This is a genomic window from Kitasatospora sp. NPDC058444, assembly GCF_042721415.1.
Taxonomy (GTDB): domain Bacteria; phylum Actinomycetota; class Actinomycetes; order Streptomycetales; family Streptomycetaceae; genus Kitasatospora.
The window spans coordinates 19,958-41,326 of sequence record NZ_JBHXLL010000043.1; the positions used below are offsets into that span (position 1 = coordinate 19,958).

Annotated in this window: 2 protein-coding genes; both read left to right on the top strand. The window is 77.1% G+C overall.

Going from position 1 to position 21,369, the window contains the following annotated elements; translation table 11 throughout:
* Positions 1–80: 80 nt before the first annotated feature.
* Positions 81–9,605, top strand: coding sequence for a type I polyketide synthase (locus tag ACFWP2_RS31975; protein WP_380457979.1), 9,525 nt, complete (start codon positions 81–83; stop codon positions 9,603–9,605).
* Positions 9,586–21,297, top strand: a complete 11,712-nt coding sequence (locus ACFWP2_RS31980) for an SDR family NAD(P)-dependent oxidoreductase (RefSeq protein ID WP_380457981.1) — start codon at positions 9,586–9,588, stop codon at positions 21,295–21,297. Before ACFWP2_RS31975 ends, ACFWP2_RS31980 begins: the two co-directional genes overlap by 20 nt.
* Positions 21,298–21,369 lie beyond the last annotated feature (72 nt).

The following is a 21,369-nucleotide window of genomic DNA, read 5'->3' on the forward strand; positions in this document are numbered from 1 at the left end:
TCCGACGGTCCGCGCCCCGATCCCGGGCGCGGATCGTCGGCTCCCGACCCCGAACCTGAGCTTGACGTACGGAGATTGTGATGAACGCAGCACCCCAGGAAGTCGTCGCGGCACTCCGGGATTCCCTCAAGGAGATCCAGCGGCTCCGCCGGGAGAACCGGCAGCTGGCCGACGCCGGCCGTGAGCCGATCGCGATCGTCGGCATGGCCTGCCGCTACCCGGGCGAGGTCACCTCGCCCGAGGAGCTGTGGCAGCTGGTCGACCGGGGCGTCGACGCGATCTCCGGCTTCCCGGCCAACCGGGGCTGGGACGTCGAGGCGCTGTACGACCCCGACCCGGACAAGCCGGGCACCAGCTACGTCCGCGAGGGCGGATTCCTGCACCGGGCCGACGAGTTCGACCCGGCGTTCTTCGGGATCAGCCCGCGCGAGGCGCTGGCGATGGACCCGCAGCAGCGGCTGCTGCTGGAGACCTCCTGGGAGGCCTTCGAGCGGGCCGGGATCGCGCCGACCTCGGTGCGCGGCAGCCGGGTCGGGGTGTTCGCCGGCATCGCCACCGCCGACTACGCGGCGCGGTTCCAGTCCGTCCCCGAGGAGGTCGAGGGCTACCTCGGCAACGGCAGCGCCGGCAGCGTGGCCTCCGGCCGGGTGGCGTACGCGCTGGGCCTGGAGGGCCCGGCCGTCACCGTGGACACGGCCTGCTCCTCCTCGCTGGTGGCACTGCACCTGGCGAGCCAGGCGCTGCGCTCCGGCGAGTGCTCGCTGGCCCTGGCCGGCGGCGTCACGGTGCTCTCGACCCCGGCGGGCTTCGTGGAGTTCAGCCGGCAGCGCGGGCTGGCGCCGGACGGGCGCTGCAAGTCCTTCGCCGCCGCCGCGGACGGCACGGCCTGGGGCGAGGGCGTCGGCATGCTGCTGCTGGAGCGGCTCTCCGACGCCCGCCGCAACGGGCACCCGGTGCTGGCTCTCGTCCGCGGGTCGGGCATCAACCAGGACGGTGCGAGCAGCGGGCTCACCGCGCCCAACGGCCCCGCTCAGCAGCGGGTGATCCGGCAGGCGCTGGAGAGCGCCGGGCTGGCGGCCGGCGAGGTGGACGTGGTGGAGGCGCACGGCACCGGCACCACCCTCGGCGACCCGATCGAGGCCCAGGCGCTGCTGGCCGCCTACGGCCAGGACCGCGAACGGCCGCTGCTGCTGGGGTCGTTGAAGTCCAACATCGGCCACACCCAGGCCGCGGCGGGCGTCGGCGGCGTGATCAAGATGGTGGAGGCGATGCGCCGGGGCACCGTCCCGCGCACCCTGCACGTGGACGAGCCGACGCCCGAGGTGGACTGGACGGCGGGCGCGGTGGAGCTGCTCACCGAGGCCCGGGAGTGGCCCGAGACCGGCCGTCCGCGCCGGGCCGGGGTCTCCTCCTTCGGCGTCAGCGGCACCAACGCCCACGTCATCGTCGAGCAGGCCCCCGAGGAACAGGCCCCCGAGCAGCAGCCCGCCGGCCCGACCGGGACGGCCCCCGCGCTCGTCCCGCACCTGCTGTCGGCGAAGACCGTCCCCGCGCTGCGGGAGCAGGCCGCCCGGCTGCGCGCCCGGCTGGACGCCGACCCCGGGCTGGACCTCACCGACCTCGCCTACTCGCTGGCCACCGGCCGCGACCGGTTCGCGCACCGGGCCGCCGTGGTCGCCGCGGACCGCACCGAACTCGCCGCCGGGCTGGCCGCGTTGGCCGAGGGCGACGGGATCACCGCGACGGTGAACGGCAAGACCGCGTTCCTGTTCACCGGCCAGGGCGCCCAACGGGCGGGTATGGGCCGTGAGTTGTCCGAGGCGTTCCCGGCCTTCGCGGCCGCCTTCGACGAGGTGTGCGCGGAACTGGACCGGCACCTGGAGCGCCCGCTGCGCGAGGTGATCGCCGAAGGCGGCGAGACGCTGGACCGTACCGGCTGGACCCAGCCCGCCCTGTTCGCCGTCGAGGTCGCCCTCTACCGACTGGTCGAATCCTGGGGCGTGCGGCCGCACTTCCTCGCCGGCCACTCGATCGGCGAGATCGCCGCCTTCCACGCCGCCGGCGTCCTGTCCCTGCCCGACGCCGCCCGCCTCGTCACCACCCGGGCCCGCCTGATGGAGCACCTGCCCTCCGACGGCGCCATGATCGCCCTGCGCGCCACCGAGCAGGACATCCAACCCCTGCTCACCGAACGGGTCTCGATCGCCGCCGTCAACGGCCCCGACTCCCTGGTCATCGCCGGCGACGCCACCGAAGTCCGCGCCATCGCCCGGCACTTCGACAAGGCCCGCGAGCTGCGCGTCAGCCACGCCTTCCACTCCCCCCTCATGGAACCGATGCTCGACGAGTTCCGCGACACCCTCGCCGAACTCACCTTCCACGCCCCCACCATCCCCCTCGTCTCCACCCTCACCGGCACCACCGCCACCACCGAAGACCTCACCGACCCCGACTACTGGATCCGCCACGCCCGCCACACCGTCCGCTTCCACCAGGCCACGGACACCCTCCGGGAGAAGGGCGTCACCACCTTCCTGGAACTCGGCCCCGACGCCGTGCTCACCGCCATGGGGCGGGCCCACGCCGCCGCCGGCGACGAGGCGTTCGTGCCGGTGCTGCGGCGCGACCGGGCCGAGGTCCGGACCGCCGTGTCCGCCGTGGCGGCGCTGCACCAGCGCGGGGTGAAGGCCGACTGGGCGGCGTTCTTCGCCGGTTCCGGCGCGCGCCGGGTCGACCTGCCGACCTACGCCTTCCAGCGCCGCCGCTACTGGCTGGACGTCACGCCCGCCGCCGAGGCCGTCGCCGATCCGCTGGACGCCTCCTTCTGGGCGGCCGTCGAGCAGCAGGACGTGGCCGCGGTCGCGCAGACCCTGCGGATCGACGGCGCCGGCCGGGAGACCCTGGGCGAGCTGCTGCCCGCGCTGTCCTCCTGGCGGCGCGAGCGCCGGGACCGTTCGCTGCTGGACTCCTGGCGCTACCGCGTCGAGTGGCAGCGGCTCGCCGACCCGGCCGGTCCACCGGTGCTCTCCGGCGGCTGGCTGGCCGTCCTGCCGGCCGGCTGGACGGAGGACGGGACCGGCGGCGCCCTGGAAGCGCTGCGCGCCCGCGGCGCGCGGGTGGTGACCCTCGCGGCGGCCGAGGGCGAGGGCCGCGCCGGGCTGGCCGCCCGGCTGCGCGCCGCCGCCGGCGAGCCGGCGCCGGTCGGCGTGCTGTCCCTGCTGGCCCTGGACGAGCGCGAGGCGCGGCCCGGTGTGCCGGCCGCCCTGGCGGACACCGTGCTGCTGCTGAACGCCCTGGACGAGGCCGGGCTGGACGCCCCGCTCTGGTGCGCGACCCGGTCCGGTGTGTCGGTCGGCGGGCAGGTCGCGAGCCCGGCGCAGGCCGCGCTGTGGGGCCTGGGCCGGGTGGCCGCACTGGAGTGCCCGGTGCGCTGGGGCGGTCTGGTCGACCTCCCGGACGCGGTGGACGGCCGGACGGGCGACCGGCTGGCCGCGGTGCTGGCCGGCGGCTCCGGCGAGGACCAGGTCGCCGTCCGGGCGGACGGGCTGTACGCGCGCCGCCTGGTCCGGGCGGCCGGCGGGACGGCGGCCGGCGGCACCGCGGCCGGCGGTGAGGCCGTCCGCGAGTGGCGGCCGCGCGGCACGGTGCTGGTGACCGGCGGCACGGGCGCGCTGGGCGCCCGGATCGGGCGCTGGCTGGCCGGGAACGGCGCGGAGCACGTGGTGCTGACCAGCCGTCGGGGCGGTGCGGCCGCCGGGGCGGCCGACCTGGAGGCCGAGCTGACCGGCCTGGGGGCGCGGGTCACCGTGGCCGCCTGCGACGTCGCGGACCGCGCGGCCCTGGCCGGTCTGCTGGACTCCGTCGGTCCGCTGAGCGCCGTGGTGCACGCGGCCGGCTCGGGTGCGATGGGGCCGCTGCGCGAGCTCGACGCGGACGCGCTGGCCGAGGCCGGCGGAGCCAAGGTGACCGGAGCGGCGCACCTGGACGAGCTGCTGGACGGGCGGGAGCTGGACGCCTTCGTGCTGATGTCCTCCGTCGCCGGGGTCTGGGGCGGCGGGGGCCAGGCCGCGTACGGTGCGGCGAACGCGTTCCTGGACGCGCTGGCCGAGCGGCGCCGGGCGCGCGGCCTGACGGCCACCTCGGTGGCCTGGGGCCCGTGGGCCGGGGACGGGATGTCGGCCGGGCAGGAGGAGCCGCTGAAGCGGATGGGCCTCGGCGCGCTGGCGCCGGACCTCGCGGTCGCGGCCCTCCAGCAGGCGCTGGACCTGGACGACACGACCGTGACCGTCACCGAGGTCGACTGGTCGCGGTTCCACCCCGGGTTCACGGCCGTCCGACCGAGCCCGCTGCTGGGCGCGCTGGCCGAGGTGCGGGACCTGGAGCGCGCCGAGGAGCGGCCCGCTCCCGCCGACGACGCCGCCTCGGCGCTGCGGGCCGATCTCGCCGGCCTGCCGGTCGCCGAGCGGTCCCGTTCCCTGATGGAGCTGGTGAGCGGCCTCGCGGCGGACGTCCTGGGCCACCCGACGGCCGAGGGGATCGACGCCGTCCGCCCGTTCCAGGAGCAGGGCTTCGACTCCCTGACCTCGGTGGAGCTGCGCGACCGGCTCACCCGCTCGACCGGGGTGCGGCTGCCCAGCACCCTGCTGTTCGACCACCCGACCCCGGAGGCGGTGGCCGCCCGGCTGCTGGGCGAGCTGCTCGGCGCGGACGGTTCCCCGGGCGATCCGTCCGCCGGCCCGGTGGACGCCGAGGACCCGGTCGCGATCATCGGCATGAGCTGCCGCTACCCCGGCGGGGTGAGCGGCCCCGGGGAGCTGTGGCAGCTGGTCGCCGAGGGCCGGGACGCCGTCGGCGGCTTCCCGCAGGACCGCGGCTGGGACACCGCCGCGCTGTTCAGCGACGACCCCGAGCAGCCCGGCACCTGCTACGCCTCCGAGGGCGGGTTCCTGTACGAGGCCGCCGGGTTCGACGCGGCGTTCTTCGGGATCAACCCGCGGGAGGCGCTGGCGACGGACCCGCAGCAGCGGCTGCTGCTGGAGACCTCCTGGGAGGCCTTCGAGCACGCGGGCGTGGACCCGGTGTCGGCGCGCGGCAGCCGGACCGGCGTCTTCACCGGCGTCTCGTACCACGACTACGCGGCCCGCTTCACCACCGTCCCGGAGGAGGTGGAGGGCTACCTGGGCAACGGCAGTTCGGCCAGCGTCGCCTCCGGCCGGATCGCGTACACCCTCGGGCTGGAGGGCCCGGCGGTGTCGGTGGACACCGCCTGCTCCTCCTCGCTGGTGGCGCTGCACCTGGCGAGCCAGGCCCTGCGCTCCGGCGAGTGCTCGCTGGCCCTGGCCGGCGGTGTCGCGGTGATGTCGACGCCGGGTTCGTTCATCGAGTTCAGCCGGCAGCGCGGGCTCGCGCCGGACGGGCGCTGCAAGGCGTTCGCCGAGGCGGCGGACGGCACCGGCTGGGGCGAGGGCGTCGGCATGCTGCTGCTGGAGCGGCTCTCCGACGCCCGCCGCAACGGGCACCCGGTGCTCGCCGTGCTGCGCGGCAGCGCCGTCAACCAGGACGGCGCCTCCAACGGTCTGACGGCCCCCAACGGCCCCTCCCAGGAGCGGGTGATCCGCCAGGCGCTCGACCGGGCCGGGCTGTCGGCCGCCGAGGTGGACGTGGTGGAGGCGCACGGGACGGGCACCCGCCTCGGCGACCCGATCGAGGCCCAGGCACTGCTGGCCACCTACGGCCAGGAGCGTGAACTCCCGCTGCTGCTGGGCTCGATCAAGTCCAACATCGGCCACACCCAGGCCGCCGCCGGCGTCGGCGGCGTGATCAAGATGGTCGAGGCGATGCGCCGGGGCACCGTCCCGCGCACCCTGCACGTGGACGAGCCGTCCTCCCAGGTGGACTGGACGGCCGGATCGGTCGAACTGCTCACCGAGGCCAGGGACTGGCCCGAGACCGGCCGCCCGCGCCGGGCCGGCGTCTCCTCCTTCGGCGTCAGCGGCACCAACGCCCACGTCATCCTCGAACAGGCCCCCGAGGAACAGGCCGCCGAGGAGCAGCCCGCCGACCCGAACCCCGGCGACACCGCCGCACCGGGCGCGCTCCCCTTCCTCCTCTCCGCCCGGACCGAGCAGGCCCTGCTCGCCCAGGCCCGGCGCCTGCGCGAGCACCTGACCGTCACCCCCGCCCCCGACCTGCCTGCCCTGCCCGACCTGGGCCGCTCGCTGGCCGTCTCCCGCGCGCAGTTCGCCCACCGCGCGGCCGTGGTGGCCGCCGACCCGGACGGACTGCTGGCCGGGCTGGAGGCGCTGGCGGCGGGCGGACCGGCCCCCGAGCTGGTGCGCGGCACCGTCACGACCGGGCGGACGGCCTTCCTGTTCACCGGCCAGGGCGCCCAACGCCAGGGCATGGGCGGCGAGTTGTGCGAGGCGTTCCCGGCCTTCGCGGCCGCCTTCGACGAGGTGTGCGCGGAACTGGACCGCCACCTGGAGCGCCCGCTGCGCGAGGTGATCGCCGAGGGCGGCGAAACGCTGGACCGCACCGGCTGGACCCAGCCCGCCCTGTTCGCCGTCGAGGTGGCGCTCTACCGTCTGGTCGAATCCTGGGGCCTGCGGCCCGACTTCCTCGCCGGCCACTCCGTCGGCGAGCTGGCCGCCGCGCACGCGGCCGGCGTGCTGTCGCTGGCCGACGCCGCCCGACTGGTCGCCGCCCGCGGCCGGCTGATGCAGCAACTGCCGTCCGGCGGGGCGATGGTGGCCGTGGAGGCCGCCGAGACCGAGGTGCTGGCGCTGCTCGGCGACGGGTCGACCGTGGCCGTGGCGGCCGTCAACGGCCCGCGCGCCGTCGTCCTGGCGGGTCCGGAGGAGGCCGTCCTGCGGATCGCCGAGGAGCTCGCCGCGGCCGGGCACCGCACCAGGCGGCTGCGGGTCAGCCACGCCTTCCACTCCCCGCTGATGGACCCGATGCTGGCGGAGTTCCGCGCGATCGCCGAGTCGCTGACCTACCACGCGCCGAAGATCCCGGTGGTCTCCGGCACCGGCCGCCCGGTGACCGCCGAGGAGCTGTGCACGGCGGAGTACTGGACCGGCCAGATCCGCTGCGCCGTCCGGTTCCACGAGGTGTTCGACCGGCTGGCCGCTGAAGGGGTGACCCGCTTCCTGGAGCTGGGCCCGGACGGCGTGCTGACCGCGATGGGCCGGGACTGCCTGGCCGGGGCGCCGTCCGAGGGCGGCCTCACCCTGCTGCCGGCGCTGCGCCGGGACCGGCCGGAGGCCGCGTCCGTGGTCCGGGCGGTCGGCGCGCTGCACACGCTCGGCTCCGCGGTGGACTGGCCGGCCTTCTTCGCCGGCGCCGGGGCGACGGCCGGCCGGGTGGAACTGCCCACCTACGCCTTCCAGCGCGAGCGGTTCTGGCTGGACGGGCCCGCGCCGGTGGCCGACCCGGTGGACACCGCCTTCTGGGAGGCCGTCGAACAGCGGGACCTGGCCGCGCTCGGCGCGAGCCTGCGGCTGGCCGAGGAGGAGCGGCGCGCGCTCGGCGAGGTGCTGCCCGCGCTGTCCTCCTGGCGCCACCGGAAGCGGGACGCCTCGCGGCTCGACTCCTGGCGCTACCGGGCGGCCTGGCAACTCCTTCCGGAGCCCGAGAGCGCCCTGCTGCCGGGCAGCTGGCTGGCCGTGCTGCCGGCCGGGGGCACCCCGGCGGCCGTGGAGGGCGCCCTGGCGGCGCTGGAGCGGCACGGCGCGGACCTGCTGCGGGTGACGGTCGGCCCGGACGGCCTCGACCGCGGCGCCCTGGCGGGCCCGCTCCGGCGGGCCCTGGACGGCGCGGCCCCGGCCGGTGTGCTGTCGCTGCTGGCCCTCGCGGACGGCGCCTGCGAGCGCACCGTCACGGCCGGCGCCGTGGCGCTGCTCCAGGCCCTCGGCGACCTGGCCGTGGACGCCCCGCTCTGGTGCGCGACCCGGGCCGGCGTGTCGGTCGGCGAGCAGGTCGCGGACCCGGCGCAGGCCGCGCTCTGGGGCCTGGGCCGGGCGGCCGCACTGGAGCACCCCGACCGCTGGGGCGGCCTGGTGGACCTGCCGGAGGAGGTCGACGGCCCGGCCGGGGACCGGCTGTGCGGGGCCCTGCGGGGCACCGGCGGCGAGGACCAGGTCGCGGTGCGACCCGACGGCCTGTACGGGCGGCGGCTGCTGCCCGCGCCGCCGGCGCGGCGCGGCGCGGCACCCCGGTGGGACGCCGGGGGCACGGTGCTGATCACCGGCGGCACCGGGGCGCTCGGCGCCCGGCTGGCCCGGCACCTGGTCGCCGAGCACGGCGTCCGCCGGCTGCTGCTCACCAGCCGCAGCGGGCCCGAGGCACCGGGCGCGGCCGAACTGACCGCCGAACTCGGCGCTCTCGGCGCGGCGGTGACCGTCACGGCCTGCGACGTCGCCGACCGCGAGGCCCTGGCCGCCCTGCTGGCCGGCATCCCCGCCGGACACCCGCTGACCGCGGTGGTGCACGCCGCCGGGGTGCTCGACGACGGCGTGATCGACGCGCTGACGCCGCAGCGGCTGGAGACCGTCCTGCGGGCCAAGGCCACCGCGGCCCGCCACCTGCACGAGCTGACCCTGGACCTGGAGCCCGCGGCCTTCGTGCTGTTCTCCTCGTTCAGCGGCACGCTCGGCGCTCCCGGGCAGGCCAACTACGCCGCCGCCAACGCCTGTCTGGACGCCCTGGCCGAGCAGCGCGCGGCCCTCGGCCTGCCCGCCACCTCGGTGGCCTGGGGGCCGTGGGACGAGGGCGGCATGGCCGCCGGGGGCGAGGTGCTGGAGCGGGCCCGGCGGACCGGGGTGACCCCGCTGGCCCCGGAGTCGGGGCTGGCCGCCCTGGACACCGCGCTCGCCCAGGGCGACACCGCGCTCGCCGTGGTGGACGTGGACTGGTCCCGGTTCGCACCGGGGTTCGTCGCGGCCAGGCCCAGCCGGCTGCTCGCCGAGCTCCCGGCCGTCCGGGCGCTGGCCCCGGACCGGGACGGCCCGGCCGGGTCGGCCGGGGGCGGGGCGGCCGAGGACGGGACGGCGCTCGCGGCACGGCTGGCGGGCGTCTCCCCGGCGGAGCGCGAGCGGATCCTGCTGGAGCTGGTCCGGCGGCTCACCGCGGAGGTGCTCGGGCACCGCGGGCCGGAGGCCGTGGAACCGCAGAAGGGCTTCCTTGAGCTGGGCTTCGACTCGCTGACGGCGGTCGAGCTGCGCAACCGGCTGGGCGGCGCCACGGGCCTCCCGCTGCCCTCCACGCTGCTCTTCGACCACCCGGCCCCGGTGGCGCTGGCCCGCCTGCTGGCGGAGCGGCTGGCGCCGGCGGAGGACGCCGCCGGGGAGGCGGACGTGTTCGCCGGGCTGGACGCGCTGGAGGCGGCGCTCACCGCCGCCGAGCTGGACGACCAGGACGGTCGCCGGGTCACCGCCAGGCTGGAGACCCTGCTGGGCAAGTGGCGCGAGTTCAGGGGTGCAGGGGTGTCCGTCAGGGGTGTCCCGGCCCCGGGTGCGACTGCCACTGTCGAGGCGGACCTCGAACTGCGATCCGCGTCGGTGGATGAGGTGCTCTCCCTGATCGATGCGGAATTCGGCCTCTGATTCGGCCTCTGAGCGGACAACGCTGCCTGGAAGGTGTGCAATGCGGACGGATGACAAGGTCGTCGATTACCTCAAGAAGGTGACCGCGGACCTGCGGCGGACGCGTCAGCGGGTCCGCGAGCTGGAGGCCGCGGAGCACGAGCCGATCGCGATCGTCGCGATGAGCTGCCGCTTTCCGGGCGACGTGCGCACCCCCGAGGACCTGTGGCGGCTGCTCGCCGACGGCGGTGACGCCGTCGGCGAGTTCCCCGCCGACCGCGGCTGGGACACCGACCGCCTGCTCGGCGGCAACGCCGACGGCACCGGCGCCTCGTACGTCCGCGAGGGCGCGTTCCTGTACGGGGCCTCGCGGTTCGACGCCGGCTTCTTCGGGATCAGCCCGCGCGAGGCGCTGGTCATGGACCCGCAGCAGCGGCTGCTGCTGGAGACCTCCTGGGAGGCCTTCGAGCGGGCGGGCATCGACCCGCAGTCGCTGCGCGGCAGCCGCACCGGCGTCTTCGCCGGCACCAACGGGCAGGACTACGCGGCGCTGGTGACCAGGGCCCCGGAGGCGGCCGAGGGCTACCTCGCGACCGGTATCGGCGCCAGCGTGGTCTCCGGCCGGATCTCCTACACCTTCGGGCTGGAGGGCCCGGCGGTCACCGTGGACACCGCCTGCTCCGCGTCGCTGGTCTCCCTCCACCTCGCCGTCCAGGCCCTGCGCTCCGGCGAGTGCTCGCTCGCCCTGGCGGGCGGTGTCACGGTGATGTCGACCCCGCTGTCCTTCGTGGAGTTCTCCAAGCAGCGCGGACTCGCCTCGGACGGGCGCTGCAAGGCGTTCGCCGAGGCGGCGGACGGCACCGGCTGGGGCGAGGGCGTCGGCATGCTGCTGCTGGAGCGGCTCTCCGACGCCCGCCGCAACGGGCACCCGGTGCTCGCCGTGGTCCGTGGCAGCGCCGTCAACCAGGACGGCGCGTCCAGCGGTCTGACCGCCCCCAACGGCCCCTCCCAGCAGCGGGTCGTCCGCCAGGCGCTGGCGAACGCCCAGCTGTCCACCTCCGACGTGGACGCCGTGGAGGCGCACGGCACCGGCACCCGCCTCGGCGACCCGATCGAGGCCCAGGCGCTGCTGGCCACCTACGGCCAGGAGCGTGAACTCCCGCTGCTGCTGGGCTCGATCAAGTCCAACATCGGCCACACCCAGGCCGCCGCCGGCGTCGCCGGTGTGATGAAGATGGTGCTGGCCATGCGGCACGGGCTGCTGCCGCGCACCCTGCACGTGGACGAGCCGTCCTCCCAGGTGGACTGGACGGCCGGATCGGTCGAGCTGCTCACCGAGGCCCGGGACTGGCCCGAGACCGGCCGCCCGCGCCGGGCTGGGGTCTCCTCCTTCGGCGTCAGCGGCACCAACGCCCACGTCATCCTCGAACAGGCCCCCGAGGAGCAGGCCCCCGAGCAGCAGCCCGCCGAGCCGTCGGCCGAGCAGCCCGCCGGGACGCAGGCCGACGAGCAGCCCGCGGAGCAGCCCGCCGAGGAGACCGCCGCGGCGGCCGCCGCACCGGGCGCGCTCCCCTTCCTCCTCTCCGCCCGGACCGACCAGGCCCTGCGCGCCCAGGCCCGGCGCCTGCACGACCACCTGACCGCCACCCCCGCCGCCGCCCTGCCCGACCTCGGCCACTCCCTGGCCGCCTCCCGCGCGCAGTTCGCCCACCGCGCTGCCGTCCTCGCCGAGGACGGCGCCGAACTGGCCAACGCCCTGGCCGCGTTCGCGGCCGGCGAGGAGCCCGCCCAGCTGGTCTCCGGCACGGCCGACGTGACCGGCAAGACCGTGTTCGTCTTCCCCGGGCAGGGCTCGCAGTGGGCGGGCATGGCCGTCGAACTCCTGGACACCGAGCCGGTGTTCGCCGCCCGCATCACCGAATGCGCCGACGCCCTGGCCGAGTTCACCGACTGGAACCTCCTCGACGTCCTGCGCGCCACCCCCGGCGCACCCGGCTACGACCGCGTCGACGTCGTCCAGCCCGCCCTGTGGGCCGTCATGGTCTCCCTCGCCGCCCTCTGGCACGCCCACGGCGTCCACCCCGACGCCGTCATCGGCCACTCCCAGGGCGAGATCGCCGCCGCCACCGTCGCCGGCGCCCTCACCCTCCACGACGCCGCCCGCGTCGTCGCCCTCCGCTCCCAGGCCATCACCACCATCGCCGGCCACGGCGGCATGCTGCTCGTCTCGCTGCCCGCCGAGCGGATCGACCTGGCCCCCTGGCAGGAGCGGATCTCCGTCGCCGCCGTCAACGGCCCCGCCTCCGTCGTCGTGGCCGGCGACGCCGACGCCCTCGACGAGCTCCAGGCGGCCCTCGACGCCCGGGGCGTCCACAACCGGCGCGTCCCCGTCGACTACGCCTCGCACTCCGCCCACGTCGAACGGATCCAGGACGAGCTGCTCACCCTGCTCGCCCCGGTCGCCCCCCGGACCTCCGAGGTGCCGTTCTACTCGACCGTGGACGACGCCTGGCTGGACACCGCGGCCCTGGACGCCGCGTACTGGTACCGCAACCTGCGCCGGACCGTCCGGCTGGAGGAGGCCGTCCGCGCGCTCGCCGCCGACGGCCACGCCTTCTTCGTCGAGGTCAGCCCGCACCCGGTGCTCACCTCCGCCGTGCAGGACACCCTGGACGCCGCCGAGGCCACCGCCGTCGCGGCCGGCACCCTGCGCCGGGGCCACGGCGGACCCGGCCGGTTCCGCACGGCGCTCGCGGCCCTGCACGTCCGGGGACGCTCCGTCGCCTGGCCGGCCGTCTTCCCGGGCGCGCGGCGGATCGACCTGCCCACCTACGCCTTCCAGCACGAGCGGTTCTGGCTGGACACCACCGCGACCACCGTCGGCGACGCCGTCGACCTCGGCCTCGGCTCCGCCGACCACCCGCTGCTCGGCGCCTCGCTCACCCTCGCCGACGGCGACGGCCTGCTGCTCACCGGCCGGCTCTCGCTGCGCACCCACCCCTGGCTGGCCGACCACGCCGTGCTCGGCTCGGTCCTGCTGCCCGGCACCGCCTTCCTCGACCTGCTCGTCCACGCCGGCGACCAGGCCGGCTGCGACCGGGTCGACGAACTCGCCCTGGAGAGCCCGCTGGTGCTCCCCGAGACCGGCGGGGTCGCCCTCCAGCTGCGGGTCGGCCCGGCGGACGAGAACGGCCGGCGCGAGGCCACCGTCCACTCCCTGCGGGAGGACGCGCCGCTGGACGCCCCCTGGGTCCGGCACGCCAGCGGCTGGCTCGCCCAGGCCCCGCGGTCCGCCCGGACCGCCACCGAGGACCTGACCGCCTGGCCGCCCGCCGGGGCCACCGCCGTCGACCTGGACGGGTACTACGACAAGCTGGCCGAGGGCGGACTCGGCTACGGCCCGGCCTTCCGCGGCCTGCGGGCCGCCTGGCTGGACGGCGACGACGTCTACGCCGAGGTCCGGCTGCCCGAGGACCAGCGGCCGCGGGCCGAGCGCTACGGGCTGCACCCGGCGCTGCTGGACGCCGCCCTGCACGCGCTGGGCTGCGACGTGGACGGCGGCGAGGGCCTGGGCCTGCTGCCGTTCGCCTGGAGCGGCGTGACCCTGCACGCCTCCGGCGCGACCGAGCTGCGCGTGCGGCTCAGCCGCACCGGCCCGGACAGCGTCTCGCTGCTGGCCGCCGACCGCTCCGGCGCCCCGGTGGCGAGCGCCGACTCCTTCGTGCTGCGCCCGATCGCCACCCCCGGCACCGTCGCCCGGCCCGGCACCCCCGACGCCCTGTTCCGGCTCGACTGGACGGCCGTCCCGCTCCCCGAGGAGACCGTCGAGCCGTTCCGCACCGACAGCCTGGACGCGCTGCCCACCGAGGTGCCGGAGGCCGTCCTGGTGCGGATCGAGGCGCCGGCCGAGGGCAGCGCCGCGGAGCAGGTCCGGGCCGTCACCCACCGGGTGCTGGAGCTGCTGCAGACCTGGCTGGCCGAGGACCGCTTCGACCGGGCCCGGCTGGTCCTCGCCACCACCGGCGCGATCGCCGTCCGCCCCGGCGCGGCCGTCACCGACCTGGCCGGCGCCGCCGCGTGGGGCCTGGTGCGCTCCGCGCAGTCCGAGAACCCGGACCGGATCGTCCTGGTCGACCTGGACGGCACCGCCGCCTCGGCCGCCGCGCTGCCCGCCGCCCTCGCCACCGGCGAGCCCCAACTCGCCCTGCGCGAGGGGACGGTGCTGGCCGCCCGGCTGGCCCGCGCGGCAAGCTCCGGCGCGCTCACCCCGCCCGCCGGCACGCCCTGGCGGCTGGACACCACCGGCCGCGGCACGCTGGACAACCTCACCCTGACCGCCTGCCCGGACACCCTGGAACCGCTCGCCCCCGGCCACGTCCGGGTCGCCCTGCGCGCCGCCGGCCTCAACTTCCGCGACGTGCTCAACGCCCTCGGCATGTACCCGGGCCAGGCCGGCCTGCTCGGCAACGAGGGCGCCGGCACCGTCCTGGAGGTCGCCGACGACGTCACCGCGCTCGCCCCCGGCGACCGGGTGATGGGCATGTTCGCCGGCTCCTTCGGCACCACCGCGGTCACCGACCACCGCCTGCTGGTCCGGATGCCGCAGGGCTGGGACTTCACCGAGGCCGCGTCCACCCCGATCGTCTTCCTCACCGCCTACTACGCCCTGACCGACCTGGCCGGCCTGCGCGCCGGCGAGTCCGTCCTGGTGCACGCCGCGGCCGGCGGCGTGGGCATGGCCGCCGTCCAGCTCGCCCGCCACCTGGGCGCCGAGGTCTACGGCACGGCCAGCACCGGCAAGTGGGAGGCGCTGCGGCCGCTCGGCCTGGACGGCGCCCACCTGGCCGACTCCCGCACCCTGGACTTCGGCCGCGGGTTCCTGGCGGCCACCGGGGGCCGCGGCGTGGACGTCGTGCTCAACGCGCTGGCCGGGGAGTTCGTCGACACCTCGCTCGAACTGCTGCCCCGCGGCGGCCGGTTCGTCGAGATGGGCAAGACCGACATCCGGGACGCCGAGGAGGTCGCCGCCCGGCACTCCGGCGTCGCGTACCGCGCCTTCGAGCTGTTCGAGGCCGGTCCGGAGCGGATCCAGCGGATGCTCACCGAGCTGGTCGCCCTGTTCGAGGCCGGTGCGCTGCGACCGCTGCCGATCACCACCTGGGACGTCCGCCGCTCGGTCGACGCCTTCCGGTACGTCAGCCAGGCCAGGCACATCGGCAAGGTCGTGCTGACCGTACCGCCCGCGCTCGACCCGGCCGGCACCGTGCTGATCACCGGCGGCACCGGCACCCTCGGGTCCCTGCTCGCCCGCCACCTGGTCACCGAGCACGGCGTCCGCCACCTGCTGCTCACCAGCCGCACCGGCCCCGACGCCCCGGGAGCCGCCGAGCTCACCGACGAACTCACCGCGCTCGGCGCCACCGTCACCGTCACCGCCTGCGACGCCGCCGACCGCGACCAGCTCGCCACCACCCTCGCCGCCGTCCCCGCCGACCACCCGCTCACCGCCGTCGTCCACACCGCCGGCGTCCTCGACGACGGCGTGATCGGCTCGCTCACCCCCGAGCGGATCGACACGGTGCTGCGGCCCAAGGCCGACGGCGCGCTCAACCTGCACGAGCTGACGGCCGGCCACGACCTCGCCGCCTTCGTCCTGTTCTCCTCCGCCGCCGGTGTGCTCGGCGGCGCGGGCCAGGGCGGCTACGCGGCCGCCAACACGCTGCTGGACGCCCTCGCCCAGCACCGCCGCGCCCACGGCCTGGCCGGCTCCTCGCTCGCCTGGGGCCTGTGGGAGCAGCGCAGCAGCATGACCGGCCACCTGGACGCCCGGGACGTCGAGCGGATGAGCGAGGGCGGCATGACCCCGCTCGGCTCCGAGCTCGGCATGGCCCTGTACGACGCGGCCGCCCTGCTGGACGAGCCGCTGCTGATGCCGGCCGACCTCGACCTGACCGCCCGGCGCGGGCGGGGGCCCGTCCCGGCGCTGCTGCGCGGCCTGCTCCGGGCCCCGGCCCGGCGCAAGGCCGAGGCGGCGTCCGGGCCGAGCGGTTCGGCGCTGACCCGCCGACTCGCCGCCCTCCCCGAGGCGGACCGGACGGAGCTGCTGCTGGACCTGGTCCGCGGCCACGCGGCCGCGGTGCTCGGGCACGGCTCGGCCGAGGCGATCGAGGCGGACCGGGCGTTCAAGGACCTCGGCTTCGACTCGCTGACCGCGGTGGAGCTGCGCAACCGGCTCAGCACGGCGACCGGGCTGCGCCTGCCCGCCACCCTGGTCTTCGACCACCCGACGCCCACCGCGCTCGGCCGCCACCTGCGCGGCCGGCTGCTCGACGGGCAGGCCCCGGCCGCCGGCGCGGTGACGGCGGCCCCGGCCGCACCGGGCTCCGACCAGGACGCCATCGCGATCGTCGCGATGGGCTGCCGCTACCCCGGCGGGGTCGCCTCGCCCGAGGACCTGTGGCAGCTGCTGCTGGCCGGTGGCGACGCACTGAGCGGCTTCCCCGCCGACCGCGGCTGGGAGCCCGGCGGCCAGGGCGGTTTCCTGCACGACGCGGCCGAGTTCGACGCCGCCTTCTTCGGCATCAGCCCGCGCGAGGCCCTCGCCATGGACCCGCAGCAGCGGCTGCTGCTGGAGACCTCCTGGGAGACCTTCGAGCGGGCCGGCATCGACCCGGCCTCGGTGCACGGCACCCGGGTCGGCGTGTTCACCGGCACCAGCGGCCAGGACTACGCCTCGCGGCTGCGCCGCGTCCCCGGCGAGGTCGAGGGCTACCTGGGCAACGGCAGCGCGGCCAGCGTGATCTCCGGCCGGGTGGCGTACACCTTCGGGCTCGAGGGCCCGGCGATCACCGTGGACACCGCCTGCTCCTCCTCGCTGGTGGCCCTGCACCTGGCGGCGGCCGCGCTGCGCCGCGGCGAGTGCGACCTGGCGCTGGCCGGCGGTGTGGCCGTGATGTCGACGCCCGGGCTGTTCGCCGAGTTCGACCGGCAGGGCGGCATGTCGGCGGACGGCCGCTGCAAGGCCTTCGCCGCCTCGGCCGACGGTACGGGCTTCGCCGAGGGCGTGGGCGTGCTGCTGGTCGAGCGGCTCTCGGACGCCCGCCGCAACGGGCACCCGGTGCTGGCCCTGGTCCGGTCCACCGCGATCAACCAGGACGGCGCCTCCAACGGGCTCACCGCCCCCAACGGCCCCGCCCAGGAACGCGTCATCCGCCAGGCCCTGGCCACCGCCGGGCTCACCGCCGCCGAGGTCGACGCCGTCGAGGCGCACGGCACCGGCACCCGCCTCGGCGACCCGATCGAGGCCAACGCGCTCCTCGCCACCTACGGCCAGGACCGCGAACTCCCGCTCCAGCTCGGCTCCTTGAAGTCCAACATCGGGCACGCCCAGGCGGCCGCCGGGGTGGGCGGCATCATCAAGATGGTGCTCGCCATGCGGCACGGGGTGCTGCCCCGGACCCTGCACGTGGACGAGCCCACCCCGCACGTGGACTGGACGGCCGGATCGGTCGAACTGCTCACCGAGGCCCGGCAGTGGCCCGGGACCGGCCGCCCGCGCCGGGCCGGCGTCTCCTCCTTCGGCATCAGCGGCACCAACGCCCACGTCATCGTCGAACAGGCCCCCGAGGAGCAGCCCGCCGACCGGGAGACCACCCCGGCCGGGCACGGCGTCCTGCCGTTCCTGCTCTCGGCCCGCTCCGAGCAGGCGCTGACGGCCCAGGCCGGGCGGCTGGCCGCCTTCCTGGCCGAGCACCCGGAGACCGGCCTGCCGGACCTCGCCCACTCGCTGACCGCCTCCCGGGCCGCCCTGCCGCACCGGGGCGCCGTGGCGGCCCGGGACCGCGAGGGCCTGCTGCGCGGCCTGGCGGCGCTGGCCGCCGGCCGCGGCCCGCGCGGCACCGTCGCGACCGGGCGGACGGCCTTCCTCTTCACCGGCCAGGGCGCCCAACGCCTCGGCATGGGCCGCGAGTTGTACGAGGTCTACCCGGAGTTCGCCGAGGCCTTCGACGCCGTCTGCGCCGAGCTGGACCGGCACCTGGACCGGCCGCTGCGCGAGGTGGTGCTCCAGGAGGGCGAGCTGCTCGACCGCACCGGCTGGACCCAGCCCGCCCTGTTCGCCGTCGAGGTCGCCCTCTACCGCCTGGTCGAATCCTTCGGCCTGCGGCCGGACTTCGTCACCGGCCACTCGGTCGGCGAGCTGGCCGCGGCCCACGCGGCCGGGGTGCTGTCGCTGGCCGACGCCGCCCGCCTGGTCGCCGCCCGCGGCCGGCTGATGGAGCGACTGCCCGCCGGCGGAGCGATGGTGGCGGTCCGCGCCACCGAGGAGGAGGTCCTCCCGCTGCTCGGCGCGCAGGTCGCGCTGGCCGCGGTCAACGGCCCCGAGGCCGTGGTGATCGCCGGGCCGGAGGACGCGGTGCTGGCCGTCGCCGGCACGCTCGCCGAGCGCGGGCGGAGCACCAGGCGGCTGCGGGTCAGCCACGCCTTCCACTCCCCGCTGATGGACCCGATGCTGGCGGAGTTCCGCGCGATCGCCCGGTCGCTGACGTACCACGAGCCGAAGATCCCGCTGCCGGCCGAGGTCACCGACCCCGAGTACTGGGTGCGGCACGTGCGCGAGGCCGTCCGCTTCCACGACACCCTGCTCGCGCTCGCCGACCGGGGCGTGACCACCTTCCTGGAGCTGGGCCCGGACGCGGTGCTCACCGCGGCCGGCCGGGAGAGCCTGCCCGACGCCGGGTTCGCGCTGATCGCCGCCCAGCGCCGGGACCGCTCCGAGGAGCAGTCGCTGGTCGAGGCGCTAGCCGCGCTGCGGCTGCGCGGCGCCGCGGTCGACTGGTCCCGGCTGCTGCCCGGTGCCCGCCGCACCGAGCTGCCCACCTACGCCTTCCAGCGCGAGCGGTACTGGCTGGAGGACGCCGAGGGCCCGGTCGGCCTGGCCGGGGCCGGACTCGGCTCGCCGGAGCACCCGATGCTCGGCGCGATGGCCGAACTGGCCGACGGCACAGGCTTCCTGTTCACCGGTTCGCTCTCCGAGCGGACCCACCCGTGGATCGCCGAGCACGGGGTGATGGGCCGCACCGTCGTCCCCGGCGTCGCCTACGCCGAGCTGGCCCTGCACGCGGCCGCCCAGGTGGGCTGCGACCGGGTCGAGGAGATCACCCACCTCGCGCCGCTGGTCCTGCCGCGCACCGGCAGTGTGCTGCTCCAGCTGCGGGTCGGCCCGGCCGACGCCGCGGGCCGGCGCCCGCTGACCGTGCACTCGCGGCCGGAGGACGCCCCCGAGGGCGAGTGGACCCACCACGCCGACGCCGTGCTCGCCATGGGCACCGCGGCCGCGGACTTCGACCTCCGGGCCTGGCCGCCGGCCGGCGCGGAGCCGATCGACCTCACCGGCTTCTACCGGCGCGCCACCGAGACCGGATTCGCCTACGGACCGCTGTTCGCCGGCCTGACGGCACTGTGGCGGCGCGGGGACGAGGTCTTCGCCGAGGTCGCGCTGCCCGAGGAGGGTCGCGCCGCGGCCGCCCGGTTCGGCATCCACCCCGGCATGTTCGACGCGGTGCTCCAGGCGATGGCCGCCTCCACCCTGCTGGAGCGGATCTCCACCGACGAGGCCCCGCACGGCCGGCTGCCCTTCGCCTGGACCGGGGTCGAGCTGTACGCGTCCGGCGCCGCCGCCGTCCGGGCCCGGCTCACCCCGGCCCGTACCGGCGGGGTGGCGTTCGCCATCGCCGACGCCACCGGTGCGCCGGTCGCCTCGGTGGAGTCCCTGGTGATGCGTCCGGTCTCGCCGGAGGCGATCACCGGGGCCGGCACGGGCGGCCGGGACGCGCTCCACCGGGTCGAGCTGACCGAGCTGCGGCTCCCGGCGGCCCCGGCCCCGGCGGACCGCGCGGACTGGGCCGTGCTCGGCGAGCCGGCCTTCGGCCTGCCGGGCCGGCCGCAGCTGGCCGACCTCCACGGCACCGACGTCCACGGCGCCGATCCCGACCGCACCGACGTCGGCCGGGCCGCCCCGGGCACCGTCCTGGTGACCTGGCCGGCCACCGGCGCGGGCCCGCTCGCCGAGCGGGTGCACCAGGCCACCGGCCGGGCGCTGACCCTCCTCCAGGAGTGGCTCGCCGACGAGCGCTTCGCCGACTCCCGGCTGGTGTTCGTCACCCGGCACGCGGCCGGATCGGACGTCCGGGACCTCGCGCACGCCCCGCTCTGGGGCCTGGTCCGCTCGGCGCAGGCCGAGCACCCCGGCCGGTTCGTCCTGGTCGACCTGGACGGGGACGAGGCCTCCGCCGCCGTCCTGCCCGCCGCCCTGGCCACCGACGAGCCCCAGCTGGTCGTCCGCCGGGGCACGGTGTCCGCGCCCCGGCTGACCAGGGCCACCGCCGACGCCACCGCCGCCCCGGCCCTGCGCCCGGACGGCACCGTCCTGGTCACCGGCGCCACCGGTGCGCTCGGCCGGCTGGTCGCCCGGCACCTGGTCGCCGCGCACGGCGTCCGCCGGCTGCTGCTCACCAGCCGCAGCGGCCCGCTGGCCGAGGGCGCGGACGACCTCACCGCCGAACTCACCGCGCTCGGCGCCGAGGTCACCCTCGCCGCCTGCGACGCCGCCGACCGGACGGCCCTGGCGGCGCTGCTCGACGAGCACCCCGTCACCGCCGTGGTGCACACCGCCGGCGTCCTCGACGACGGCGTGATCGACTCGCTCACCCCCGAGCGGATCGCCACCGTCCTGCGCCCCAAGGTGGACGGCGCGGTCAACCTGCACGAGCTGACGGCCGGCCGGGACCTTGACGCCTTCGTCCTGTTCTCCTCGGTCGCCGGGGTGTTCGGCGCCGCCGGACAGGCCGGCTACGCCGCCGCCAACACCTTCCTGGACACCCTCGCCCACGTCCGTCGCGCGGACGGCCTGCCGGGCACCTCGATCGCCTGGGGCCCGTGGCTGCTCGACGACCCGGCCCGGGGCGGCATGGCGGGCGGGCTCGGCGCGGCCGACCTCGGCCGGATGGCCCGCGGCGGGCTGACCCCGCTGCGGGAGGAGCAGGGCCTGGAGCTGTTCGACGCCGGCCGGGCCTGCGCCGACCCGGTGGCCGTCGCGGTCCGGCTCGACCCGGCCGCCTTCCGGGGCGGGGACGTGCCGCCGCTGCTGCGCGGCCTGGTCCGGGCCCCGGGCCGACGGGCCGCCGAGACCGGCGGCGGGCAGGATCCGGCCCGCCGGATCGCCGGCCTCACCGGGGAGCAGCGGGCCCGGGCCCTGCTCGACCTGGTGCGCGCCCAGGTCGCGGACGTGCTCGGGCACGCCTCGGCGGAGTCCGTGCAGGCCGCCAGGGCGTTCAAGGAGATCGGCTTCGACTCGCTGACCGCCGTGGAACTGCGCAGCCGTCTGCACGAGGCGACCGGGCTGCGGCTGCCGGCCACGCTGGTGTTCGACTACCCGACCCCGGCCGCGCTCGCCGGCTTCCTCGACGGTCAGCTGCCCCGGGAGGGCGCGCCGCGGGAGGAGCCCGTCCTCGCCGAGCTGGACCGGCTGGAGGCCGCCCTGGAGCGGCGGCTGGCGGACGGCCACGCGCTCGACGGCCTGTCGCCGCGGCTGCGGGCCCTGCTGGAGCGCCTGGACGGCCCGGACGCCTCCGGGGCCCGCCTGGCGGCCGACGACAGCGACCTCGACGCCGCCTCCGACGACGAGCTCTTCGCCCTCGTCGACTCCCTGGACTAGTCCCCGGAGTCCCCCTCCGCCGCCGGCCCGGCCCCCGCCCCGCGCGGGGCCGGCCCGGCGGCTCCCCCGGCG